The 23,886-nt window shown below is 46.8% G+C and carries 25 protein-coding genes and 1 other annotated feature; all 25 genes read left to right on the top strand.

The features are described from left to right. Nucleotides 1–22 precede the first annotated feature (22 nt). The 25 genes from murC to J2X75_RS20120 all read left to right on the top strand — a co-directional run bounded on the left by murC (nucleotide 23) and on the right by J2X75_RS20120 (nucleotide 23,312). Nucleotides 23–1,342, top strand: a complete 1,320-nt coding sequence (gene murC / locus J2X75_RS20240; protein ID WP_253442774.1) for a UDP-N-acetylmuramate--L-alanine ligase — start codon at nucleotides 23–25, stop codon at nucleotides 1,340–1,342. A 118-nt stretch (nucleotides 1,343–1,460) separates the two neighbouring features. Beyond that, nucleotides 1,461–2,690 carry an SPOR domain-containing protein gene (locus J2X75_RS20235; RefSeq protein WP_310339533.1) on the top strand — a complete coding sequence of 410 codons (1,230 nt, stop codon included), beginning with the start codon at nucleotides 1,461–1,463 and terminating at the stop codon, nucleotides 2,688–2,690. Between the two features lie 145 nt (nucleotides 2,691–2,835). Then, complete coding sequence (locus tag J2X75_RS20230; RefSeq protein WP_047841183.1) at nucleotides 2,836–3,078, top strand: DUF4321 domain-containing protein; 243 nt, start codon at nucleotides 2,836–2,838, stop codon at nucleotides 3,076–3,078. A 95-nt stretch (nucleotides 3,079–3,173) separates the two neighbouring features. Further along, entirely contained in the window at nucleotides 3,174–3,785 is a 612-nt protein-coding gene (locus J2X75_RS20225) for a Maf family protein (protein ID WP_036673538.1), read from the top strand. A 37-nt stretch (nucleotides 3,786–3,822) separates the two neighbouring features. Then, nucleotides 3,823–4,512 (top strand): RadC family protein, encoded by a 690-nt coding sequence (gene radC / locus J2X75_RS20220; RefSeq protein WP_036673540.1) that lies wholly within the window; start codon nucleotides 3,823–3,825, stop codon nucleotides 4,510–4,512. 183 nt (nucleotides 4,513–4,695) lie between these two features. Continuing rightward, nucleotides 4,696–5,730: a rod shape-determining protein gene (locus J2X75_RS20215; RefSeq protein WP_017692612.1), complete on the top strand. Its 1,035-nt coding sequence runs from the start codon at nucleotides 4,696–4,698 to the stop codon at nucleotides 5,728–5,730. A 185-nt stretch (nucleotides 5,731–5,915) separates the two neighbouring features. Next, complete coding sequence (gene mreC / locus J2X75_RS20210; RefSeq protein ID WP_047841182.1) at nucleotides 5,916–6,788, top strand: rod shape-determining protein MreC; 873 nt, start codon at nucleotides 5,916–5,918, stop codon at nucleotides 6,786–6,788. Continuing rightward, nucleotides 6,788–7,321 (top strand): rod shape-determining protein MreD, encoded by a 534-nt coding sequence (gene mreD / locus J2X75_RS20205; protein WP_036605906.1) that lies wholly within the window; start codon nucleotides 6,788–6,790, stop codon nucleotides 7,319–7,321. The genes mreC and mreD overlap by 1 nt, the downstream gene beginning before the upstream one ends. A 74-nt stretch (nucleotides 7,322–7,395) precedes the next feature. Beyond that, nucleotides 7,396–8,058, top strand: coding sequence for a septum site-determining protein MinC (gene minC / locus J2X75_RS20200; RefSeq protein ID WP_017692615.1), 663 nt, complete (start codon nucleotides 7,396–7,398; stop codon nucleotides 8,056–8,058). A gap of 3 nt (nucleotides 8,059–8,061) precedes the next feature. After that, the gene (minD, locus tag J2X75_RS20195; protein ID WP_053783092.1) at nucleotides 8,062–8,856 is read left to right on the top strand and encodes a septum site-determining protein MinD; all 795 of its coding nucleotides are present in this window, start codon (nucleotides 8,062–8,064) and stop codon (nucleotides 8,854–8,856) included. A gap of 148 nt (nucleotides 8,857–9,004) precedes the next feature. Then, nucleotides 9,005–9,853: a peptidoglycan DD-metalloendopeptidase family protein gene (locus J2X75_RS20190; RefSeq protein ID WP_310339520.1), complete on the top strand. Its 849-nt coding sequence runs from the start codon at nucleotides 9,005–9,007 to the stop codon at nucleotides 9,851–9,853. Further along, nucleotides 9,846–10,706, top strand: coding sequence for a M50 family metallopeptidase (locus tag J2X75_RS20185; protein ID WP_310339518.1), 861 nt, complete (start codon nucleotides 9,846–9,848; stop codon nucleotides 10,704–10,706). Before J2X75_RS20190 ends, J2X75_RS20185 begins: the two co-directional genes overlap by 8 nt. A 106-nt stretch (nucleotides 10,707–10,812) precedes the next feature. Next, nucleotides 10,813–12,063, top strand: coding sequence for an Rne/Rng family ribonuclease (locus J2X75_RS20180; protein WP_310339516.1), 1,251 nt, complete (start codon nucleotides 10,813–10,815; stop codon nucleotides 12,061–12,063). 56 nt (nucleotides 12,064–12,119) lie between these two features. Next, nucleotides 12,120–12,204, top strand: a sequence feature (ribosomal protein L21 leader region). Nucleotides 12,205–12,218: 14 nt separating this feature from the next. Further along, nucleotides 12,219–12,530, top strand: a complete 312-nt coding sequence (gene rplU, locus J2X75_RS20175; protein ID WP_017692620.1) for a 50S ribosomal protein L21 — start codon at nucleotides 12,219–12,221, stop codon at nucleotides 12,528–12,530. A 14-nt stretch (nucleotides 12,531–12,544) separates the two neighbouring features. Then, complete coding sequence (locus J2X75_RS20170; RefSeq protein WP_310339514.1) at nucleotides 12,545–12,874, top strand: ribosomal-processing cysteine protease Prp; 330 nt, start codon at nucleotides 12,545–12,547, stop codon at nucleotides 12,872–12,874. 23 nt (nucleotides 12,875–12,897) lie between these two features. Next, nucleotides 12,898–13,209, top strand: coding sequence for a 50S ribosomal protein L27 (gene rpmA, locus J2X75_RS20165; RefSeq protein WP_017692622.1), 312 nt, complete (start codon nucleotides 12,898–12,900; stop codon nucleotides 13,207–13,209). A gap of 90 nt (nucleotides 13,210–13,299) precedes the next feature. Next, nucleotides 13,300–14,097 carry a Spo0B domain-containing protein gene (locus J2X75_RS20160; RefSeq protein WP_310339510.1) on the top strand — a complete coding sequence of 266 codons (798 nt, stop codon included), beginning with the start codon at nucleotides 13,300–13,302 and terminating at the stop codon, nucleotides 14,095–14,097. A 17-nt stretch (nucleotides 14,098–14,114) separates the two neighbouring features. Next, nucleotides 14,115–15,425 (top strand): GTPase ObgE, encoded by a 1,311-nt coding sequence (gene obgE / locus J2X75_RS20155; RefSeq protein WP_076216952.1) that lies wholly within the window; start codon nucleotides 14,115–14,117, stop codon nucleotides 15,423–15,425. A gap of 230 nt (nucleotides 15,426–15,655) precedes the next feature. Continuing rightward, a complete protein-coding gene (locus tag J2X75_RS20150; protein WP_017692625.1) occupies nucleotides 15,656–16,093 on the top strand; it encodes an ACT domain-containing protein in 438 nt (145 codons plus the stop codon). A 58-nt stretch (nucleotides 16,094–16,151) separates the two neighbouring features. After that, a complete protein-coding gene (locus J2X75_RS20145; protein ID WP_133387123.1) occupies nucleotides 16,152–17,438 on the top strand; it encodes a homoserine dehydrogenase in 1,287 nt (428 codons plus the stop codon). A gap of 112 nt (nucleotides 17,439–17,550) precedes the next feature. Continuing rightward, on the top strand, nucleotides 17,551–18,621 hold the full coding sequence (gene thrC / locus J2X75_RS20140; RefSeq protein ID WP_036673546.1) for a threonine synthase: 1,071 nt from the start codon (nucleotides 17,551–17,553) through the stop codon (nucleotides 18,619–18,621). Continuing rightward, nucleotides 18,618–19,586 carry a homoserine kinase gene (thrB, locus tag J2X75_RS20135; protein ID WP_310339505.1) on the top strand — a complete coding sequence of 323 codons (969 nt, stop codon included), beginning with the start codon at nucleotides 18,618–18,620 and terminating at the stop codon, nucleotides 19,584–19,586. Before thrC ends, thrB begins: the two co-directional genes overlap by 4 nt. Beyond that, nucleotides 19,583–20,455, top strand: coding sequence for a prephenate dehydratase (gene pheA / locus J2X75_RS20130; RefSeq protein ID WP_310339503.1), 873 nt, complete (start codon nucleotides 19,583–19,585; stop codon nucleotides 20,453–20,455). The genes thrB and pheA overlap by 4 nt, the downstream gene beginning before the upstream one ends. 148 nt (nucleotides 20,456–20,603) lie before the next feature. Beyond that, the gene (gene ilvE, locus J2X75_RS20125; protein ID WP_017692630.1) at nucleotides 20,604–21,488 is read left to right on the top strand and encodes a branched-chain-amino-acid transaminase; all 885 of its coding nucleotides are present in this window, start codon (nucleotides 20,604–20,606) and stop codon (nucleotides 21,486–21,488) included. Between the two features lie 195 nt (nucleotides 21,489–21,683). Next, the gene (locus J2X75_RS20120; protein ID WP_310339498.1) at nucleotides 21,684–23,312 is read left to right on the top strand and encodes a LysM peptidoglycan-binding domain-containing protein; all 1,629 of its coding nucleotides are present in this window, start codon (nucleotides 21,684–21,686) and stop codon (nucleotides 23,310–23,312) included. The last annotated feature ends 574 nt before the right edge of the window (nucleotides 23,313–23,886 follow it).

Genomic DNA, 23,886 nt, shown 5'->3' with positions numbered 1-23,886 from the left:
TATAGGGATTGGCGGATATGGCATGAGTGCCATCGCAAGAGTTATGTTGGAAATGGGATACACCGTTACCGGATCGGATGTCGCTTCACAGGAGTTGACCGAGAAGTTGGCAGCCAAGGGAGCGAAAATATATATCGGACATACGGCAGAGCACGTCACTGGAGCAGACCTTGTTGTCTACTCTACGGCAGCGCCTGCTGATAATGTGGAACGGGTAGCAGCTGCAGAGCTGAACATTCCGATTTTGCATCGTTCCCAGATGCTTGCACGTTTGTTGAACGAACGTAAAGGTGTGGCTGTTGCTGGAGCTCACGGTAAAACAACCACCTCATCCATGATTGCACTTGTTATGGATAAATGTGATACGGACCCGACATATATCATTGGCGGAGAAATCATGAATGTGGGCACCAACGCCAAGGCAGGCCAGGGCGACTGGGTAGTCGCTGAGGCGGACGAGAGCGATGGTTCATTTTTGCAGTACCATCCATGGCTCGGTATTGTAACCAATATTGAGGCAGATCATCTGGAGAATTACAACAGTGATTTTGAGGAGCTCAAAAAGGCTTATGTGCAGTTCCTGAGCCAGATTCGTCCGGAAGGAACAGCGATTGTGTGTTCTGACGACGAGAATGTTCAAGCGATTTTGCCAGAACTCAAGTCGCGGATTACAACTTATGGTATTGATCGTGCTGCAGATTATACGGCAACGGATATTGTATTGGGCGATCGCCGTATCTCCTTTACGATGAATCATCAGGGTGCTGCTATGGGCACGGTGGAATTATCGGTGCCGGGTAAGCATAATGTTTATAATGCGATGGCTACTGTGATTACCTGTCTGGAAGCAGGCATTCCATTTGAGAAGATTGTGGCAGCTATCATCCAGTTCCACGGAGCCAAACGCAGATTCCAGGTATTGGGTGAGGCGCGCGATATGCTGATCATCGATGATTATGCTCATCACCCAACTGAGATTGAAGCTACCATTAGTGCAGCCAAAGCAACGGGCAAACGTATTATTGCGGTATTCCAGCCACAGCGTTATACGCGTACGTTCTTCCTGCTGGATGCGTTCAGCCGTGCTTTCGCGGAAGCGGATGAGGTGCTTATTACGGATATCTATTCTCCTGCGGGCGAAAAACAGATTGAAGGGGTAACCTCAGCCAAACTGGTTGAACTGATTGTTCAAAACAGTAATGCTTCTGCACGTTACCTCCCTACAAAAGAAGAAGTTGTAGCTGATCTGCAGCATCGTTTGCAGCCAGGAGATCTTGTGATTACGATGGGTGCAGGTGATATTTGGAAAGTCGGCGATACACTTGCCAAAGGTTTGAAATAAATCAATTGAGAAAACGTCTGTCTTCGATACGAAGCAGGCGTTTTTTTTGCGTTATATGGAATGTATTCTCCAGTCTCTGCATATAGCTGATATAAATGGGACAAAGGAGAGGGTACGGGTGAGCAATGCTAGAATGACGTTTCGCTTCGGGGATCATGAGTCGGACAAGCCTGAAAACAAGAGGATATCCGCGTCCAGTCCATTGGTGACGTTAAGTGAAGAGTTACCGCATAATCAACCGCTAACGCCTAAGCAGATGGATACAACCCCATCATGGACGCCTGAGGATATCCCCGGAGACTGGGGAGAGACGGTGCTGACAAGCTCTACTGTACCTGAACCTGATGAGCGGGTGAGCCCTGATTCGAACTTGAACTTGGATGAGGCTCATTATTTTGGAAACCGTTCCGGTTACGGTTACGTTAGTCACACCGATAATCCGGAGGAAGAGCGTCATGATCTGTCCAATACCCATGATGATCAAGGCCACGACTGGCTTGCAGATTCGGAGAACTATTCCTATAAGCGCAATCGCCCTCCAAGGGGATGGAAAATGATTGGTTCTGTCACTGGGGCACTTGTTACCGGAGCACTCTTTGGTATGGTTATTCTTTCATTTTTTAATAAAGAAGGAGCCGTCAAGCCAGGCGATCTTCTTCCCGTCAATCAGGCAGTTTCCACTGTGACGGGTCAGGAGGGGGCTGCAGGTACAGAACAGCAGGTTCAGACAGCGGCTACTGGCAGCACGTATTATGCACTTCAATACGGCGTGTTCAGTTCTCCTGAACGAGCTGAGCAGGCCAAGCTTGAGCTGGCTCAGGCAGGTATAGCTGCAGGGTCTGATCCTGAAGATGGCAATCGAGTATATGCAGGCATTTCGGCTGATCGTGAAGAGGCCAAGCTACTTAGCTCCAGGCTAAAAGCTCAGGGAGTCGAACTGTATGTCAAGGAGATCGTGAACCCTGAGATCAATCCGGCTATATTCGGTGGCAAGCAAGAGGATGTGCAGCTTTTCTTCACAAACAGTTCTGAACTGGTCGAACAATTGTCTACCTTGTCCATTCAGCAGTTGGGACAATCCGCACCGACAGCAGTCTCTGCAGAAACGATGACCGCGATTCAGAATAAGCACCAGTCGTGGTTAACCGGTTTGAATAGCCTCTCACCCGGCCTGACTGCGGAGGTACAACCTATTGTTGGTGGAATGGAGAAATCAATGAACGATGCAATAACGGCTATTGCAGAGTACAACAAGAACCCGGATGATGTGCACATGTGGTCCGTGCAGTCCGATCTGATGGAATATGTACTACAGCAGAAAAAATGGCTCGAAGCGATTAAGCAGTAACATGCTCTTTCCCATAACAACGCTTGGAAATACCCATCCGGCAAGGAACTGGAAATAGTTCCCCTTGCCGGATTTGTGTTTGTATTGACGTACAAAACCCCGTATAATAATGTGGGTGTCAAAAAATGGCGAGGGAAGATTACCGATGAAAAAAAACTTCGGCATGTTATTGCTGTTTCTGCTGCTCGGCTGGATGGCCGGAGCGTGGATCGCCAAGGCACTGCAGCCTGTAAAGGCAGTAGCCTTTCTTACGAAAGCCACGACCATACGTTGGTCGCCACAGGCTGATCTGGATATTATCAGTTATGATATTTCACTTCAATTTCAAATGAGCCTTCTGAGTCTGATCGGTATGATTGCCGCTGTGTGGCTGTATCGCAGACTGTAGGAGAATGACGAGTTATGACGAAAAAAAATTAAACCAGTGACATCTATTATCGTGATCCGGACAGGATGTTGCCGTGGCATAAGGAGCCGTTCATTTTGGATAACACACAACAGCGCCCTATTATTCTGGCCTCCACATCGCCTCGGCGCAAAGAACTGATCGCATCACTCCACCTAGCGTTTGATGTAATACCAAGTCATGCCAATGAAGATACACCACCAGAGTGGACACCTGAACAGACGGTACAGGAACTTGCTTTGCGCAAGGCGCTTGCCGTGTATCGCGGGCTTGAAGGCCGCGAGCAGGAAGCCATTATTGTTGGTAGTGACACCGTTGTTGTTCTGGATGGTGAGATTCTAGGCAAACCCTTGGACGAAGCGGATGCTGAACGTATGTTATCGCGGCTGCAGGGCCGCGTACATCGGGTGTTCACGGGCGTCGCTTGTATTGATGCGGGCAATGGACAGTCGTTAGTTCATTACCGCCAGACCGATGTAACGATGAAAGAGCTGTCGGATGCGACCATCCGTGCTTATGTGCAGACAGGTGAGCCTTCAGATAAGGCAGGATCATATGCCATTCAGGGCATTGGTGCTTCACTGATCGACCGCATTGAAGGATGTTATTTTAATGTGGTTGGCTTGCCGCTATCCTTGCTAAGTGATATGTTGGACGGGTTCGGCGTACATGTGTTGCCACGAACATGAATGAAGCCAAATGTTGTGAAATGAAAAGAGGGAACATATGGAGTCGCCTCAATACATGATGCGCGACATCCCCCAGGAAGAACGCCCGAGAGAACGCATGATGGAATACGGGGCGGGCGCCTTAAGCCATGCTGAATTGCTGGCAATTTTACTTCGAACAGGCACAAGACAGGAATCCGCGGTGCATATGGCACAGCGGATTCTGGCCGAAGCGGGTGGCATTCGCTCGTTGATGGATTTGAGTCTGGAAGAACTGACCGCGATGAAAGGGATCGGCAATGCCAAGGCTGTGCAATTGAAAGCTGGCATTGAGCTGGGGCATCGGATTGCCAAGAGCAGACTCACACAGTCGACTTCAATTCGTACACCGCGTGATGCAGCTGATATCCTGATGGAACAATTGCGTTACTTGCAAAAAGAACATTTTGTGTGTCTCTTTCTGAATAGCAAAAATCATATTATTGCCCAGGAAACACTCTCCATGGGTAGCCTCAACGCTTCGATTGTACATCCACGTGAAGTGTTCCGGGCTGCCATCAAATGCAGCAGCGCATCGATTGTGTGCGCACACAACCATCCGAGTGGTGATCCTACGCCCAGTCCGGAGGATATCCAAATAACCAAGAGACTGATTGAAGCAGGCGCTATTGTTGGCATTGACGTGCTTGATCATATTATTATCGGAGATGGAACGTACGTAAGTTTGAAGGAGAAGGGCTTAGTATAATATAATGGTTGGCGTTGATGTTTTCCTATGAATGTTAACGGCGTTGTCCGTAAAAGATAGGTTCACTTTACAAATGCAAAAAAACAAATGCGAATATTAGCTCCACGTATTGCGTGGGAATAAAATTATTACGCTCTGGATCAGAATGGAGCGGCTATATGAGGCAGAAAAGGAGATTATGTTATGTTTGGTGGTTTTACGAAAGATTTGGGTATTGACTTGGGGACAGCAAATACGTTGGTTTATGTACGAGGAAAAGGAATTGTGGTGCGAGAACCTTCGGTTGTCGCTATACGGACAGATACAAATAGCATCGAGGCAGTAGGTGAAGCCGCCAAAAAAATGATTGGACGTACACCAGGTAACATTCGTGCCATTCGTCCAATGAAAGATGGCGTTATAGCCGATTTTGATACAACGGCAACGATGATCAAATATTTCATCCGTGAGGCGCAAAAACAACGCTCCATGTTCCAGCGTCATCCAAACGTGATGGTATGTGTACCATCCGGGATCACGGCAGTAGAACAACGTGCGGTTGAAGATGCAACCAAACAGGCTGGAGCACGTGAAGCCTATACGATTGAAGAGCCTTTTGCTGCTGCAATCGGTGCAGATCTGCCTGTATGGGAACCAACGGGTAGTATGGTTGTCGATATTGGTGGCGGTACAACGGAAGTGGCTGTTATCTCTCTTGGTGGTATTGTAACGAGCCGTTCGGTTCGTGTAGCAGGTGACGAGATGGATGAATCCGTTATCCAGTACATCAAACGCCAATACAATCTCATGATCGGTGAGCGTACATCGGAGCAATTGAAGATGGACATCGGATCAGCTATGCCATTGGAACAAGTAGAAACGATGGAAATTCGTGGACGTGACCTTGTAACAGGTCTGCCGAAGACAATTACGATTACTTCGGACGAGATCAGTGAAGCGCTGGCTGATACCGTGAATGCAATTGTTGAAGCGGTAAAAGTAACACTGGAAAAATGCCCGCCTGAACTTGCTGCCGATATCATGGATCGGGGTATCGTTCTTACAGGTGGTGGGGCGTTGCTTCGCAACCTGGACAAGCTTCTCGCTGGTGAGACAGGAATGCCTGTCATTGTGGCTGAGAACCCGCTGGATTGTGTAGCGATCGGAACAGGTAAAGCGCTTGAGAATATTCATTTGTTCAAAAGCAGAAGCAGTTCGGCAGTTCGTTCCAAACGTTAATTGGTATTTGCCTAACTTGGCATAGCGACCAAGTGGCAAAATATTTTTATAGAGGACCCGGTTAACCCCGGGGATGAGCTATTACCCGCTTAACAGGGGAGGATCGGCTGATATTCTCGCAGGGACTACAGGTCTGACAGTCTCCCCGCCGGGCATGGCTCGGAAGAGAATATGGATGTTAGAGGGTGTTCGAACTGTTTAAACTGCTAGGCAACAAAAGACTTTTTGTTTTGCTGGTGGGCCTTGTTACATTTATCGCGTTAATGGGCTTTACGCTCAGTCCGCGAACCACTCTATCCTGGCCGGAGAAATTCCTGAAGGATTCAGTTGGATTTGTACAATACGTATTTTACAAGCCCGCTTCCTATGTAGCGGGCTTTTTCAAAGATGTAGCGAACATGCGTACGGTATATGAAGAGAACGAAGAGCTTCGTATCGCGATGGGTCACTATACCCGCGATCGGCTGAAGTACAATGATATGGAGCAAGTGAATGAGCAGCTTCAGAAAGCGCTCAATTTCACCGAAGAACAGAAGAATCGCTATAATTACGGTTCTCGAATAGCCCAAGTTATCAGTGCCAATTCGGATCCAAACAGCAGAACCATTAACATTGATATCGGTGAAAATGCGGGAATCAAGCCGGGGATGGCCGTTACCTCCCAGGAAGGGCTGGTCGGCGTGATCAGTCATGTCAGCTCATATACATCAACGGTTAATCTGTTAACGTCCATGGACGCCAATGATCCGACATCCAATGCCATTGCAGCAACGGCAGTAGGTAAAGAGAAAGTGTTTGGTATGATTGAGAGCTACGATCCGAAGACGGGCATGCTCAAGATGACCAAAATCTCGGAGGATTCAAACATCAAAAAGGGTGATGAGATCATCTCTTCGGGAATCATCAATAACTTTCCCAAGTATATGCGGATTGGTGAAGTGGAAAAGGTTGAAGTTGGGGAGTACGGTTTAACTCGGACTGCGATTATCAAACCATACGCAAGCTTCCTTGATTGGAAAGAGCTGATTGTCATTATCCCGCCTGAGGTAAAAGAATAATGGTAACGCGCAAGCAAGTTTTGTTCCTGTTACTATTCGTTTTGTTCATTGCAGAAGGCACAATTTTGCCGCTGCTCATCCCTTCTGGCTGGCAGATGCGTATTTCTGCCAATCTGGTCTATATCGTCATTTTGTTTATTGCTGTATATCATCATCGACACACGGCACTAGTGCTCGGTATATTTTTTGGACTATTGCATGACGTTGTATTCTACGGCGAGATGATTGGACCTTATGGATTCTCGATGGGATTATCGGCATATATGATGGGACTCATTTTTCAAGCACCACGTGCACCACTGCCGGTTATGGTATCGGTTGTCATTTTGGGAAGTCTGCTTAATGACACCATGCTATTCTTCCTGTACAAGCTCTTCCAACTTAACCACGTGACCTTTGACTGGGCGTTGATTGAATACATGATTCCTAATTTGTTCATTCATTTTGTGTTTGCCTTGATCATATATGTCCCGCTTCGGAAACAACTGGAGCGGATCGGCAAGAGACGGAGCAAGACAGAAGAAGCTTCCTAAATACATTTATGGAGCGCAAAGCAGGAACTTGGGGCCCCGGGCACGAAATGTAATGAGATGGGAGGGACAGGCTTATGACGGTAAAATCGAATCACGTAACGATTAAAGGCATCCGAGACGGCCTGGTTTTCCTGTTGGACGATCAATGTGAATTCGAGGAATTGCTCTATGAGCTCCGCTATAAGCTGGAACACAGCCATCAAAATATTTTGACCGGACCGATTGTTCATGTGGATATCAAGTTGGGTGCCCGCGAAGTGACAGAGGACCAGAAAGAAGCAATCCTCGATATATTGAAGCAAAAAGGGAATCTTCTTATCCGATCCATCGACTCACCTGCACTCCAACCGGAGGTTAAAGGACCGCCGCCGATTGTAACCATGTGTGGTATGGTGCGTTCAGGTCAGGTGCTTCATCATGAAGGAAATCTCCTGTTTCTTGGGGATATCAATCCGGGGGGCACAGTGACGTGTACCGGAGATATATATGTGTTGGGTTCACTCAGAGGTATGGCTCATGCCGGAATTGGCGGGGACGAGGAAGCGATCATTGCCGCTTCGGTATTTGCACCGACGCAGCTGCGGATTGCGGATATCATCAGTCGTCCTCCCGATGAATGGGAGAGCCGAGAGACCGGAATGGAATTTGCTTACTTACAGGACAATCAGATGCAGATAGACAAAATGAGCAATATCGTTCGGTTACGCCGAGATTTTAATGTGTTTAAAGGAGTGTAGCTCATGGGAGAGGCGATCGTGATCACTTCGGGTAAAGGCGGCGTGGGTAAAACAACCACCTCGGCAAACATCGGGACAGCGCTGGCGCTGCTCGGCAAAAAGGTTTGTCTGGTAGATACCGATATCGGCCTTCGTAATTTGGATGTCGTGATGGGACTCGAAAACCGTATTATTTACGATCTGTGCGACGTTGCGGACGGCCGCTGCCGTCTGAATCAGGCTTTGGTCAAAGACAAGCGTTTCGAAGAATTATACATGTTGCCTGCGGCGCAGACGAGAGACAAAAACTCAGTATCACCAGAGCAGGTCAAGGATATTATCCTTGAATTGAAAAAAGATTTTGAATACGTCATTATTGATTGCCCAGCCGGTATAGAGCAGGGTTTCAAAAATGCGGTAGCAGGAGCAGATCAGGCCATCGTGGTCACTACACCGGAAAATGCTGCAGTGCGTGATGCGGATCGTGTCATCGGCCTGCTGGAGAGTTCACACATTCAATCACCAAAGCTGGTGGTGAATCGAATTCGCAATAATATGGTTAAATCGGGTGACATGTTAGATATCGATGGTATTTTACAAGTACTTAATATTGACCTGATTGGCATCGTGCCTGATGATGAACTGGTCATCAAAGCTGCCAATTCAGGAGAACCTACGGTCATGAATCCGGATTCACTTGCAGCGATTGCGTATCGAAATATCGCACGACGCATTCTGGGAGATACGGTCCCATTGATGCAGCTGGAGCAGAAAAAGGGAGCTTTCACTCGTTTCAAAAAGTTCTTCGGAATGGGTTAACTCGTTAAACGAACTTATTCATAAAGCAATTACATGACAGCCGTGGCTCATAGCCCGGCTTTTTTTGTTACCTGCGGGCAGGCTTGTTCATATTATCAAGCGCCTCTTCATAGGATGTAGTAAACAAGCCTCGGCGGGAGGACATTCCATGAACACGAAACTCAGAATCAAGCAGAGACGAGAAGAACGCATTCGGCGACTGATGGATGGTGCCACTGTGGAGGTCTTACAGGAGCAGAAATTAGGTTCACTGTTGGACAAGAATGAGATCATACACCCAAAACCATTTACGCCTAGTGAGGGGATACAGGAAAGAGATCCGGAATGGTTGTGGAAAAAAGAGAATGGTCATTTCGTTCCAGGGGGGCATTCGAGATTCAACCTGTTCAAGTCACTTCTCAAACGGACGGTTATTAGCGCTTTGATATTTGGCGGAGTATGGGGGCTATTTCAGTTGGATACATCGTGGACGACATCACCCAAAACAGTAATTGCGGATGCACTCCATCGGGATATGGATTTTGCCTCAGCCGCGGCCTGGTATGAACGGCATTTTGGAGGAACACCTTCGTTTCTTCCGGTCCTCGGACATACGACGGATGCCGTGAACGGATTGAAAGTAAGGCAGTTACTGGGCAAACCGATCTCAGGCACAGTTGTTCAGCCATTCGCGCTGAGCATGAAGGGAATTGAGATCGTTCCGGATGCCGCAGGTGCAGAACTTATACAGGTCGCAAGTTCGGATGCTGGGCGTGTCATGGAGGTTATCGGAGATGCAGCAAGTGGATTCACAGTTGTCATCCAACATACAGGTAATGTCACTGCAATATACGGTCGGCTGAACGAAAGTGAAGTGAATGTGAATGACTGGGTGGAAGCGGGGAATCCAGTGGGGAGTCTTAAGGCTACGGGTGGTGAACAACCGGCCACGCTCTATTTTGCAGTCAAAGAGGGGGAGGAGTACGTAGACCCGGCGGAAGTCGTTGCCCTTGATTAGGGTGTGGGGAGTACGCATTACGTTTCATCCGTTTTTTGTAATTATCATGATGGCCTCCCTTCTGACTGGACATTTTATTGAGCTTATTACGTTGTTTGCCATCGTATTTATTCATGAATGTGGACATGCTGCGGCTGCTGCCCTTCTGGGCTATCGTGTCTTGTCGATCCAGATGCTTCCTTTTGGAGGAGTAGCGGTTATCGAAGATGGAGGTAAGATCACGGCCTACCGGGAAATCATCATTGCTCTGGCAGGTCCATTACAAAACATGCTGATGGTTGGCGTGGTTATGCTGTTGCAGTATAGCAATCTCGGCGACCCGGTTTTTCTCAACTATATCATTCAGGGGAACCTGCTCATTGCCCTATTTAATCTGCTGCCTGTACTTCCTTTGGACGGAGGTAAAATTGTTCAAGCACTTGTCAGTCTGTGGGCACCCTACTATACAACTTTAATGTGGACTTACAGAATTAGCATCCTGTGTAGCGTAGGGGTTGTTTTGTATGCGATCAGCCGATGGTTTACTGGAGACTATGGCTTACCGTTAAACATTCTGTTAATCGGCCTTTTTTTGTTCTATTCCAACGTAACGGATTACCGAAATGTGCCCTATCGCTTTATTCGTTTTCTTATGAATCGAGAGGGTGCGTTCGCTCGTCACGCGGCTACTGGCAGTTTGGCGCAGCCAATAATCTCATTTCCAGCGAAACCTTTGGACACTATTTTGCGTCTATTAAAGAGAGAAAGATACCATATGGTATACGTGATGAACAGACAGGGTCGAATTATGGCCGTCTTGCCTGAGCAACGGATTATCGGTTCCTATTTTCAACAAAATGGTGATAAATTGTAGAGTTCTGGTGGACCTGTTCTGAAATGGGTTAATACATGTACAATGAGAATTGCAAAGATACTGAAATGGATGTGGATGAATTGAATTGTCTTCTAGAGGTGAAGCCATGAAACAAATGATAGTACATAATGAACATAACCTCATGCAAATGGCGCTTCTGGAAGAAGGCAAAGCTGTGGAATTTACGGCAGAGCGTACACGCGAGCGTGGACTGCTGGGTTCCTTTTTCAAGGGACGGGTCGTGAATGTGTTACCGGGTATGCAGGCTGCTTTTGTGGATATTGGTCAGAAAAAGAATGCGTTTCTTTATGTGGACGATGTGTTGCATCCTCATCTGGAGAAACAGTCCAAGGTGAAGCCTTCCATCTCGGAGTTGCTTCGTCCGGGTCAGGAAGTCATTGTTCAGGTTCTGAAAGAACCGGTAGGAGGCAAGGGAGCCCGGGTGACGACTCATTATTCACTCCCGGGCCGTTGGCTTGTCTACATGCCTGTTGCTGACTATGTAGCGGTATCCAAGAAAATTGCCCGTGAAGGGGATCGTTCCCGTCTTAAGGCACTTGGGGAGCAACTGAGGCGGGATGAAGAAGGACTTATTATTCGAACCGTATCTGGAGAAGAGCAGCATGAAGCCATTAAGTCGGACTTGGAAACATTACGCGCGCAGTGGTGTCTGATTCGTGAAAAAGCGGACAGTTTGCCTTCACCAAGCCTCTTGCATCGGGATCATAGCATGGTACAGCGAATCATCAGAGATGTGTATACACCAGGGAGTGACGAAGTCATCACTGATAGTGAAGGACAAGCCCGTGAGGTAAAAGCATTGCTCGAAGAGATTAGTCCTGGTCATCAACCCAAAGTACAGGTGTATCGGGGAACAGAATCCATCTTTGCTGCCTATGGTGTGCAGGAACAGTTGAATAAAGATTTTGCCCGGAAAGTGTGGTTGCCCGGAGGCGGATACATTGTCATTGATCATACCGAAGCTCTGACTGTAGTGGATGTGAACACGGGTAAATATACGGGAGCTGGCGGTGACAGTCTGGAAGAGACCGTGACAGAGACCAACATACAGGCAGCAGTGGAGATTGCCCGTCTAATGCGCCTGCGGGATATCGGTGGCATGATTATTGTCGACTTCATTGATATGGAGGAAGCCTCGAATCGGCATGAAGTCGCGGCAACCTTGGAGGGTGAGCTCAAGAAGGATCGGACCAAAGCGTTTGTAATGGGTTGGACCAAGCTGGGCTTGCTCGAACTTACCCGTAAGAAAGTGCGGGAAGAAAGTACGCTGCCCTATGTGGAGCCGTGTTCTTCCTGCCATGGTACGGGAAAAAGATATATTTCACCTTTGCATTGATTTTTGATATATTGCGTGATATAATCTTCAAGTATGTGTTTAGCCTAATGGTCTTGCACATGCTGTAACCGCACTGGCCGGGTATAAGAACAGTTCTGCAAGGACACTGTCACCTGAGAACGGGCGAGTCTGAGACATGAGGAGGTGCAAGGCAAATGTACGCAATTATTGAAACAGGCGGCAAACAGTACAAAGTCCAAGAGGGCGATGTTCTGTTCATCGAGAAATTGACTGCGAACGATGGCGAAAGCGTAACGTTCGACCGTGTCCTGGCTGTATCTAACGATCAAGGTTTGACAGCAGGTACACCATTGATTTCCGGAGCTACTGTAACGGCTAAAGTGGAGAAACATGGCAAAGGACAAAAGGTTATCGTATACAAATACAAACCTAAAAAGAACTACCATGTGAAGCAAGGTCACCGTCAACCGTACACTAAAGTAACTATCGAAACAATCAAAGCGTAAAGAAGGTGCGATAAGTGATTATCGTTCAAATCTTTCGTGATGAGGACGGGAACATCGAACGTTTTTCCATTGAAGGGCATGCTAATTTTGCCAAGCGGGGAGTAGACATCGTATGTGCCGGGGTATCCGCTGTTACAGTGGGTACGGTGAACTCGATTGAAACATTGACCGGTGTCGAAATGGATGCCAAGATGAAGAATGGCTTTTTAAGCGGTTCTTTACCTTTGTTAGAGAGAGGGGAAACCTGGTCCCAGGTACAATTGTTACTCGAATCCATGGTGGTTATGCTCTCTAATATTGCAGAGTCATACGGGAAGTATATTAAAATACAGCAATTCAAATAAGCAAAGAAGGAGGACAACCAATCATGTTGAAATTAAATCTTCAGTTATTCGCATCGAAAAAAGGTGTAGGTTCCACGAAGAACGGACGTGACAGTAATGCTCAACGTCTGGGTGTTAAACGTGCTGATGGTCAAACTGTAACTGGTGGTAGCATTCTCGTTCGCCAACGCGGAACGAAAATTCACCCAGGAACTAACGTTGGCATCGGTAAAGATGACACTTTGTTCGCGAAAATCGACGGCGTTGTAAAATTCGAACGTTGGGGACGCGATCGCAAAAAAGTAAGCATCTATCCTGTTAATGTTGCTCCTGTAGCAGCAGCAGTAGAAGCGTAATATCGGCATTCCGCCTAAGGAGCCTTCGGCATTTTTGCCGAAGGTTTTTTGTATTCAACGGTTATTCGATAATGAACTGGCAGAAAAGACATGTTATACTTGGTTACGGTGGGTGTAGACCAACCGAGTTTTGTAGAACGGGGAGAAGCCATGAAATCTTGGAAAAGAGTGCCGTGGATTGCGGCATGTTCACTTCTGATTCCTTTGGTTTTCGTTATGTTGTATCCGGCGATGATCTCAAGCGTCGTGTGCGCATTGTGGTCCGTCGCAGTATTGCTCATTTCTGTGAATGCGATGAAGAAACAGGCGGAGGCGGAACGCAGAACCATCATACAATCCATGGAAAAAACAGCAATTGCTTCATTAAATCATCATCGACACGACTGGATGAACGACCTTCAGGTGTTATATGGATATCTTCGGCTGGGCAAACTTGATAAATCATTGCAATGTGTGGAAAGAATAAAAGAGCGGGTTACAGAAGAAAGCCGAATCTCCAGATTAGGCATTCCTTCCCTCGTATTTTATCTTCAGTCTTTTCGCGCCAGTGGAATTGCGCTGGACTTGCATGTGGAAATAGAAGATGAGTTGCAGCTTAGTGCTCTGGTCTCTCCCGAGGATGGCGAGTCACTTACCGGGGCGATTGCTGATGCAATCAGGGCCTATCAATATGGCGGCGGCCGGTCTTCTTGGGGAGAGGTTCGCAAACTGACCTTGAACTTCGGACAGGATCATGGAGATGTGGTTGTCCGACTGGATGGGGATCAAACACCCGATCCGGAAACACTGCGGCAGCTTACTGCCGTACTCAAAGGAAAAAAAGTCAGAACGGAGCAGTTTCCGTCTGAGGATACGTTTATACAATTCAGAATGCCGTGTGGAATATAGGAAGAAGGGGTTAACCAATGTTTGTAGATAAAGCGAAGATTTATGTAAAAGCCGGAGACGGAGGGGACGGAATTATTTCGTTCCGTCGTGAGAAATATGTACCAAACGGCGGACCTGCCGGGGGCGATGGAGGCAGAGGAGCTGACATCATTTTCCGCGTGGATGAAGGTTTGCGTACGTTGATGGATTTCCGTTACCAGCGTCACTTCAAGGCCCCACGTGGTGAGAAGGGGCGTAATAAAAGTCAGCATGGTGCAAACGCGGAGAACATGATTGTGCGCATTCCACCAGGAACGATCATCTTGGATGAAGACAGTGGAGAAGTGCTGGCGGATATGACACGTCACGGTCAACAGGTTGTTATTGCTCGTGGTGGACGGGGTGGACGGGGTAACATCCGATTTGCTACACCGAACAATCCTGCACCTGAACTTGCCGAGAACGGTGAAGAAGGACAAGAGCGTTACATCGTACTCGAACTGAAAGTTATGGCAGATGTTGGTTTGGTTGGTTTCCCGAGTGTCGGGAAATCCACATTGCTTTCTGTCGTTTCGTCAGCCAAGCCAAAGATCGGTGCATACCATTTCACAACCATTACACCGAATCTGGGTGTAGTCGGTGTAGGAGAAGGCCGAAGCTTTGTCATGGCCGATTTGCCTGGACTGATTGAAGGTGCGCATGAAGGGGTCGGATTGGGACATGAGTTCCTGCGTCATGTCGAGCGTACTCGTATTATTGTTCATGTCGTAGATATGTCGGGTTCGGAAGGACGCGATCCTTTTGAAGACTGGCAGAAAATCAATGACGAATTGAAGTTGTACAATCCGCTTCTCGCCGAGAGAACGCAAATTGTAGCAGCTAACAAGATGGATATGCCAGACTCTGAAGCGAACCTGGAGCAATTTTTACAGCAAGTTCGTGAAGTTCAACCTGATATTGAAGTGATGCCAATTTCATCCTTGACCCGGAAAGGGATTCAAGAACTTCTGTATCGTGCAGCTGATCTGCTGGATCAGGTTCCAGACGAGCGAGTGGTTGAAGAGGTAGCAGATGTATCTGAACGTAAAGTATATAGTCTGGACAAAAAAGAAGACGATGGTTTCAAAATTGTGCGTGAGAATGAAATGTTCGTTGTCGAAAGTGCCAAGATTGACCGCATGATGAAACGGATGCAACTGAACTCACATGAAGCCATACTGAAACTCGCACGTACACTGCGTTATATGGGTGTCGACGCTGAGTTGCGTAAGCGCGGAGCTGTAGAAGGTACCATCGTGCGTATTGGAGACTTTGAATTCGAATTCGTGGAAGGCAGCAGTTACTACTAAGTAGCCGTCTTCTGTGGAGAGACAGATCGATATAGGAACGCAGAGAAGTGGGAAGTTGACCCGCAACTCTGCGTTTTTTTTTGTTTTTTCCTGACATGGGAGAGGGATAAACTTGTATACTGTGAGGAACGTATTTCAAAAAATAGGCGTGTCATGTATTGCCCTTTTGTCATAGATCCTATATAATGTCCACTATATGAATACATGAGTCTTTGAGGAGAGGACGTTCTGTGAACGAACGCTATTACTTAGTACGGGAAGATATTTTACCAGAGGCTGTGGTGAAGACCATGCAGGTAAAAGAACTACTGGCTTCTGGTGATGTTAAAACAGTGCATGAGGCGGTTGAACAGGTCGGATTAAGCCGGAGTGCCTTTTACAAGTACAAAGATGGAATTCATCTGATTAACCAGCTTGAGCGCGAGAGAATTGTAACGATCTCCATTGATCTGGAGCATCAGTCGGGTATCTTGTCTCGTGTGCTTGGACATGTAGCTGGTTATGGAGCTAATGTACTCACGATTAATCAGAGTATCCCGCTTCAAGGAAGAGCCAATGTTGTCATTTCGGTGGAAACAACACATCTTCATGGTGAAATTGGTGAAATGCTGGATCGAATGCAAGATATGCCTGGAGTAAGACGTACACGTATTGTAGGCCAAGGGTAATTAGGCTTTAACATACAGGACTGACGGACAAGAATAGACATTAGGGGGTAGATCGTTAGTGAAACCAGTAAAAGTCGGATTGTTGGGTCTGGGAACTGTCGGAACGGGAGTCGTTCGCATTGTGGAAGGGAATCAGGAGGATCTGAGCAGTCAGGTTGGATCGCCGATTGTCATCGAGAAGATCGCAGTGAAAAATACGGAGAAAGAACGTGTTATTGCTGTAGACCGTGCCAAGCTTACGGAAGATCCTTGGGAAGTCATTCGGCATCCGGATATTGATGTCATCGTTGAAGTCATGGGCGGCATTGATCAGACGAAGGAGTATATTCTTGAAGCGTTGGAACGTGGGAAACATATCGTAACAGCAAACAAAGATCTTATGGCACTGCATGGTACAGAGATTTTGGCGAAGGCACAGGAAAAACAATGTGACGTGTTCTATGAGGCGAGTGTTGCTGGAGGGATTCCGATCATTCGTACGCTGATTGAAGGTTTTTCTTCTGACCGGATTACTCGCATTATGGGGATTGTGAACGGAACAACGAACTTTATTCTGACCAAAATGAGTCAGGAAGGTGCATCCTATGAAGAAGTACTGGCTGAAGCACAAGCTCTGGGATACGCCGAATCGGATCCAACTTCCGATGTGGAGGGACTTGACGCAGCTCGCAAAATGGCGATCTTGAGTACACTCGGTTTCCGTACCAATGTGGAGTTGAAGGATGTAACCGTTAAAGGAATATCCTCCGTAACCCGTGAAGACATTATGTATGCCAAAAGACTGGGCTATGAGATGAAGTTACTTGGTATTGCGGACCGTATTGGCGATGAGATCACGATCAGCGTTCAGCCGACGATGGTTAGACAAAATCACCCGATTGCTTCAGTCAACGGTGTGTTCAACGCAGTATATGTACACGGTGAAGCTGTAGGGGAGACGATGTTCTACGGTGCAGGTGCGGGAGAACTCCCAACGGCAACTTCGGTTGTAGCTGACATTGTGGCGGTTACCAAAAACCTTAAACTTGGCGTGAACGGTCTCAAAGCAATTGTGCCTTATAAGACGAAGCGACTGCAAAGCGACGAGCAGATTGTGTCGAAAAACTTTATTTTACTACACGTAGACGATAAAGCCGGTGTATTGGCACAAATCACACAAATTTTCGCAGAGTATGATGTCAGTCTGGCGTCGGTTGTTCAACAGCCGAATGAGCACAACCCGGATGCCGAGATCATTATCGTTACACATAATGCAAGTAAGGCAAGCATGGATAAAGTGTTAAAACATTTTGAATCACTCAGCGTCATTCGCCGCATTAAGAGTGTCTATCGGGTGGAAGGGTAATTGTCCGTACTCCATACATCTCAATTATTTCAGTTATAACGTACAAGTTAATCATATCTGGTTCAACAGGTCATCATTTCAGATTATCAAAACATAAAGGAGTTTACCCACAATGAGATATCAAGGACTTTTGCAAACGTACAGAGAGCACCTTCCAGTTAATGAAAATACACCCCTGCTTACGCTTCAGGAAGGAAATACACCGTTGATTCATGCAGAGAATCTGTCTGAGGAACTCGGTTTGAATGTTTATTTCAAGTATGAAGGTTTGAACCCTACGGGATCTTTCAAAGACCGCGGTATGGTTATGGCTGTTGCCAAAGCTATGGAAGAGGGCAGCCGTACGATCATGTGTGCATCCACAGGTAATACGTCAGCAGCTGCAGCGGCCTACGCCGCACGTGGTGGCCTCAATTGTATCGTACTGATCCCGAATAACAACATTGCACTGGGTAAACTGGCCCAAGCCATGATCTATGGAGCTAAGGTGATTGCGATCAATGGTAATTTTGACCGTGCACTGGAGATTGTGCGTGAGATCACAGCCAAACATCCGATCACGCTTGTAAACTCTGTGAATCCGTTCCGGATTGAAGGTCAGAAGACAGCAGCATTTGAAGTAATTGAACAACTTGGCGAAGCGCCTGACGTTCTGGCTATTCCAGTCGGTAATGCGGGGAATATCTCGGCTTATTGGAAAGGTTTCAAAGAATATAAAGAGGCAGGTAAGTCCAGCACACTTCCACGTATGGTTGGGTTCGAAGCAGAAGGTGCGATGGCCATTGTCAAAGGTGAGCCGATCCTTGAACCTGAAACAGTAGCAACAGCGATTCGAATCGGTAATCCGGCGAGCTGGAAAACGGCAGTAGCTGCAGCTGAGGAATCTGGTGGACAGATCAACTATGTAACGGATGAACAAATCCTGACAGCGTATCGTACACTTGCTTCTCGGGAAGGGATTTTTGCTGAACCTGCTTCTGCGGCTTCACTTGCCGGTGTATACAAACTGAAGAGTGAAGGGTACTTTAAAGGCGGAGAGACTGTCGTTTGTGTACTGACAGGTAATGGCCTGAAAGATCCTAATATTGCGATCAAAACAGTAGCGACTGAGCCACTTGTTGTTGAAGATACGGAAGAAGCAGTAATGGCGGCCATTGCACAACTGGAGCAGCAATCTGTATGAGTTTGCGTGAAAAGGTAACTGTAAAAATACCTGCAAGCACAGCCAATCTAGGTCCGGGGTTTGATACCCTGGGCATGGCATTGTCTTTGTATGCCTGGTTGGAAATGAAACCTGCCAAGCAGACGACATTTCATCTTCACGGCGATCATTTGACAGGCCTGCCAACAGACAAATCGAATTTGATTTACGAAGTTGCACAGATGGTATTCAATGAAGCTGGGGTATCCATCCCTGAATTGGAGATTTCCATGTATTCCGATATTCCGCTTACGCGAGGGCTCGGGAGCAGTGCATCAGCCATCGTTGGTGCATTGGCAGCAGCGAATGCATTAATTGGTGCTCCTTTATCCGATGCGAAGCTTCTAGATATGGCCACATCTCTCGAGAAGCATCCTGATAATGTGGGAGCATCTCTGTATGGCGGTATTATTACGGCTGCATGGAATGGACAACAGGTAGATCATATACGTATTGAACCACACCAAGATCTGCAGGCTTTGGTTATTGTACCTGAATTCCAGCTATCTACTTCAAAAGCGAGGAATGTAATTCCAGAGCAATTAGGCATGTCTGATGTGGTGCATAATATTAGCAGATCCTCTCTACTCGTTGCCGCTTTGGCGAGTGGACGACTGGATATGATTCAGAAGGCGATGTCAGATCGAATTCACCAACCATATCGGGCATCATTGGTGCCAGGCATGGCTGAGATATTGGAACATGCTGTTGAACATGGAGCGTTGGGAGCTGCCTTGAGCGGAGCTGGCCCGACCGTATTGACTTTGGTAGATCGTCATGACACCCGGAAAGCGGGATTGGAACGATATTTGCTGGACACCATGGAGCGGGAGGGCATATCTGCTTCTGCACTGTGGCTCGATCCGGATTTGGACGGTGTAACCGTGCTGCCTGATCAAGACGAACGTCCTTTTCTGGACAGAATCAAAGGGGAAGTTAATGCATGAAACGAATTGCAGTATTACCTGAAGGCTCAGTCTCTCATGAGGCAATTGATTTCCTTTTCAACGGAGAACCATTAGATTTGCTTCATTCCAAGCTGATTTCGGACGTGTTTAGAGCAACGGATAGCGGGATTGCACAATACAGTGTCATTCCGATTGAAAATACCATTGAGGGTTCCGTTAGTCTTCATATGGACTGGCTTGTAAATGAAGTGGATATTCCGATGCAAGCAGAGTGGGTATACCCATCCATCCAGAATGTGATTGGACATGGCTCGGAATTTAAGACAGAGAGTGGCGAGTATGATTTTAGTAAAATCACCAAGATTATGTCTCATCCTGTGGCTATTCCGCAGTGTCAGAACTTTATTCGGCTACATTCGCATGGGGCGGACCTTGAAGGTGTGAACAGTACAGCTGAAGCTGTAGAAATTGTGAAAAAAAATCCGGGTAAGGGCTGGGTGGCGATCGGTACAAAGCTTGCTGCTCAGAAGCATGACTTGGACATTATGGCTGAACGGGTTACAGATCATGACAACAACTACACCCGTTTTGTGCTCATCGGCCATGAACCTGTGAACATTCCACGTGAACCGGATCATGTAAAAACCAGCTTGCTGGTGACGTTGCCAGAAGATGCACCGGGTGCGTTGCATCAGGTATTGTCAGCTTTTGCATGGCGGAAGCTGAACTTGACCCGTCTCGAATCTCGTCCAACGAAGAAACGATTGGGCAGTTACTATTTTTACATTGATGTTGTGGAAACGGTCGATTCGGTATTGCTTACCGCAGCCATGGCGGAGATTGAAGCATTGAATTGTCAGGTGCGTGTTCTGGGTAGCTATCCTTGTTATACATATCCTTCGATATAATTGACCTGATGGTGTTTGGGAATGTTAGAAGGTTGTCATAAGTCGGGGTAGAATGAGCGAGTAATGGCTTGTCATTTGGTGTACAATGGACGGGTTAATAACGTTTCGGAGTACAGGGAATGGATATTTTATGGAGGTGCAGTCATCAGTGGCAGAACAATGGATCTATTTGGATGGTCAGTATGTGACCAAGGAGAACGCAACCGTTTCGGTATATGACCATGGATTTTTGTATGGAGACGGAATTTTCGAAGGTATTCGGATCTATAACGGAAATATTTTCAGATGTAAGGCCCACTTGGATCGTTTGTATGATTCGGCAAAATCCATTAGTTTGAACATTCCGCTGTCCATTGATGAGATGCTGGAAGTCATGGCTGAAACGGTGCGCCGCAATGATATGCGTAATGGTTATATTCGTCTTATTGTATCGCGTGGCCCTGGCAATCTGGGGTTGGACCCGTTACGTTGCCCTAAGGCATCCGTAATCATCATCGTGGAGCAATTGGCGATCTATCCGGAGGAAGCGTATCTTACTGGATTGAAAGCCGTGTCCGTATCCCAACGCCGGAACATTCCGGACGCATTGAATCCTAAAATTAAATCATTGAACTATCTGAATAACATCCTGGTTAAAATCCAGTCTAACTATTCAGGTGCTGGTGAAGCAATTATGCTGAATTCCCAAGGTTACGTTACTGAGGGTTCAAGTGATAACATCTTCATCATCAAAAATGGTGTAGTGTACACGCCGCCTTGTTATCTCGGAGCACTTGAAGGGATTACACGTCAAGCGATTATTGATCTATGTGGCGAACTTGAGCTTGAATTAAAAGAAGTGCCATTCACCCTGCATGATGTGTATATCGCAGACGAAGTCTTTTTCACCGGGACAGCTGCAGAAGTTATCGCTGCATATGAAGTGGATGGAAGAACAATTGGCACGGGAGTAGCAGGTCCGGTAACGCTGAGACTGCTGGAAGCATTCCGTCAGATTGTTGACAAAGATGGATATAAAGTGTGGGAATCTTAAGTTAGAATTGCATAATATAGGGAACATGAATCCTCCTTGTCCGATAAAATTCTGCATACCTTGTGTATGGGGATTTTGGAGACAGGAGGATTTTTTTTGTTTAGTTGATGTCATTAGCCCGGTTTCTGCATAGGATGTAGTAACGGTATGGGCGAATGTACTGCCCAAGTATGACGTCTAGGAGGTTAGTTCCCTGTGAAAATACACATGGTGAAAAAAGGCGACACATTATATCTGCTGTCCCAAAAATACAATGTAGCGCTGGACAAATTGATCGCGGCTAATCCGCAAATCACAAATCCCGACAAGCTGGATATTGGCATGAAGGTCAAAATCCCTGCAGAGCCAGTAACACCGAAGCCGGAGGGTGTTCTCCACAGTCACAAGGTGCAGCAAGGAGATTCGTTATGGAAGTTGGCACAAGCCTGGGGAGTTCCTTTAAAAGATATGATCAATGCCAATCCACAGTTGAAAAATCCGAACGCTCTGCTGGTGGGGGAAACAGTTTATATTCCATCTATGCACGCACAAGGAAACAGCACATCTAATTCGGGTGCCGGCAACATTGCTGCTCATGAAAAGTTGTCACCTGAAGGTAAGGAATACACGGGAGTCAAAGAACCGGAACCACCGGCTCCAGTAGCGCCAACTCCCCCTGCTCCGGTAGCAGAGGTTCCTGTTCCAGTCCCAGTTCCTGCTCCACCACCAGCCAATACGGAGAAGCCAAATGTGAAGCCAGAACTGGAGGTACTGCCGCAGTTACCAGAGCTTCCTGAAGTGAAACCCGAAAAGGAAACACACAAAAAAGAAGAGGTTAAACCCGAAGTTCATGTAAAACCGGTAGCAGAATCCAAGAAATACACAATGCCTAATCTTTCACCTGAAATTATGCCTTTGCCTGTAATGCCTAATACAAAGTCTCCAACTGAGGTTGCACCAGCAACGAAAAAGCCTTGTGGTTGTGGTAATAAGTTGCATTATGCGCCTGCCGAGCACCCTTATGTTCAAATCCCGGTTCCTGTACAAGAGGTATATAGTGCTCAGCAAGACATGTACACGGCAGGAGCGAGTAACAATGCGTCGTTTCCAGGGATTCCGGAAGTTAGTCCTTATAGTGGCAGTGATCTACCTAACAGTCCGTGGACTGGCGCGGAGCAGGGTTATAACCACAATAACGTTATGCCGAATCTGTCCGCAGAAATGCAAAACAACTCATTTCCGATTGCGCCAGCTGGCGAAGTGAATAGTCCATTCCCAACGTATGCAGCACCTAGTCATATGAATCATCAGCCGCCTTTCATATCTCCATACTCAATGCTTCCGTACCCTCCATGCGGATGTAGCTCACATACACATATGCCTCAGTATACTTATCCTTCTCATGGTTATCAGGATCCGGCTTGGAATATGTATGGTCCTTCGTACGGTATGCCGCCTGAAATGTCCACATCAACGATGCCAAACCAGCCGATTGAGTATGCTTATCAGAATCCGTACCCTACTCAGAACATGGTTCCGCCGTCCCCGCTAGGAGCATTTGGTGAAATGTATCCTCCTCAAGAGCAAGGCAAGGGTGGTAAAAAAGGGGGGCGTGAAGAGGCTAACTTAAGTCAGGTAGCAATTGAAGAGGTTGGATCAGATTCGGAAGGGAAGTCCAAACAAGCAGGGAATAAGCCGGCAGCTGCAAAACGCAGAACAAGCAAGGCTCCTCTGAAAAATAAATCCAAGGTATCCGTGTCCGGGAAAACATCCAGAGAGGGTACAGCTACTTCCAACCAACGGAAATCCGATAAAAAGCGTCGTAATCCATGGATACAAAACTAACCTGGGGATTGCGATTGATCAATAAGTGAGGTACCTGTTATATCAGAGGGAAGCCAGCTCTGTAATACAGAGCTGGCTTCCCTCTGACCTAGAGTGAACATTGAGTTGCGAATAACGGGGATAGTTGCTCAGGAAATAATAGAAAGTATTTTATTAAGAAGTTATTGTAAACCCTTTCATAAATGTGTTAAAATATTTGTACCCTATGAGCGTAACCTAATATGATAGGACAAGATAGGGAACGGATAATGATAGCTTTAGCTAATAAAAAACTACTAAAGAAAAGAAATGAAAAAAACTGTTGCATTACATTCAGCCGTATGATATATTATTTAAGTCGCCGCTGAAACACACGGCTGACAAGGGAAACAAAAGAAATAACGAAACAAGTTTGATCTTTGAAAACTGAACAACGAGTGAGTGAACATTCTGCTTGCAGAATGAATGCAAAAGTTCGAGACAAGCCTTGGCTTGAATCGACTGGAGCACAAATGAGATTTTTAATCTCGTCAGATTCAAAATGAGCTTATCGCTCTTTTCAATACTTTATTGGAGAGTTTGATCCTGGCTCAGG

Source organism: Paenibacillus sp. 2003 (assembly GCF_031455635.1).
GTDB lineage: Bacteria > Bacillota > Bacilli > Paenibacillales > Paenibacillaceae > Paenibacillus > Paenibacillus amylolyticus_B.
The sequence above is the reverse complement of the archived record's forward strand: the minus strand, read 5'-3'. Positions and strand labels throughout refer to the sequence as shown.

What these genes read in the sequence shown, in the direction of transcription:
- murC (WP_253442774.1), top strand. Translation starts at nt 23, where the DNA reads ATGAGTGCCATCGCAAGAGTTATGTTGGAAATGGGATACACCGTTACC.
- J2X75_RS20230 (WP_047841183.1), top strand. Translation starts at nt 2,836, where the DNA reads ATGAAAAAAAACTTCGGCATGTTATTGCTGTTTCTGCTGCTCGGCTGG.
- radC (WP_036673540.1), top strand. Translation starts at nt 3,823, where the DNA reads ATGGAGTCGCCTCAATACATGATGCGCGACATCCCCCAGGAAGAACGC.
- J2X75_RS20215 (WP_017692612.1), top strand. Translation starts at nt 4,696, where the DNA reads ATGTTTGGTGGTTTTACGAAAGATTTGGGTATTGACTTGGGGACAGCA.
- mreD (WP_036605906.1), top strand. Translation starts at nt 6,788, where the DNA reads ATGGTAACGCGCAAGCAAGTTTTGTTCCTGTTACTATTCGTTTTGTTC.
- minC (WP_017692615.1), top strand. Translation starts at nt 7,396, where the DNA reads ATGACGGTAAAATCGAATCACGTAACGATTAAAGGCATCCGAGACGGC.
- minD (WP_053783092.1), top strand. Translation starts at nt 8,062, where the DNA reads ATGGGAGAGGCGATCGTGATCACTTCGGGTAAAGGCGGCGTGGGTAAA.
- J2X75_RS20190 (WP_310339520.1), top strand. Translation starts at nt 9,005, where the DNA reads ATGAACACGAAACTCAGAATCAAGCAGAGACGAGAAGAACGCATTCGG.
- J2X75_RS20180 (WP_310339516.1), top strand. Translation starts at nt 10,813, where the DNA reads ATGAAACAAATGATAGTACATAATGAACATAACCTCATGCAAATGGCG.
- rplU (WP_017692620.1), top strand. Translation starts at nt 12,219, where the DNA reads ATGTACGCAATTATTGAAACAGGCGGCAAACAGTACAAAGTCCAAGAG.
- rpmA (WP_017692622.1), top strand. Translation starts at nt 12,898, where the DNA reads ATGTTGAAATTAAATCTTCAGTTATTCGCATCGAAAAAAGGTGTAGGT.
- J2X75_RS20160 (WP_310339510.1), top strand. Translation starts at nt 13,300, where the DNA reads ATGTTATACTTGGTTACGGTGGGTGTAGACCAACCGAGTTTTGTAGAA.
- obgE (WP_076216952.1), top strand. Translation starts at nt 14,115, where the DNA reads ATGTTTGTAGATAAAGCGAAGATTTATGTAAAAGCCGGAGACGGAGGG.
- thrC (WP_036673546.1), top strand. Translation starts at nt 17,551, where the DNA reads ATGAGATATCAAGGACTTTTGCAAACGTACAGAGAGCACCTTCCAGTT.
- thrB (WP_310339505.1), top strand. Translation starts at nt 18,618, where the DNA reads ATGAGTTTGCGTGAAAAGGTAACTGTAAAAATACCTGCAAGCACAGCC.
- pheA (WP_310339503.1), top strand. Translation starts at nt 19,583, where the DNA reads ATGAAACGAATTGCAGTATTACCTGAAGGCTCAGTCTCTCATGAGGCA.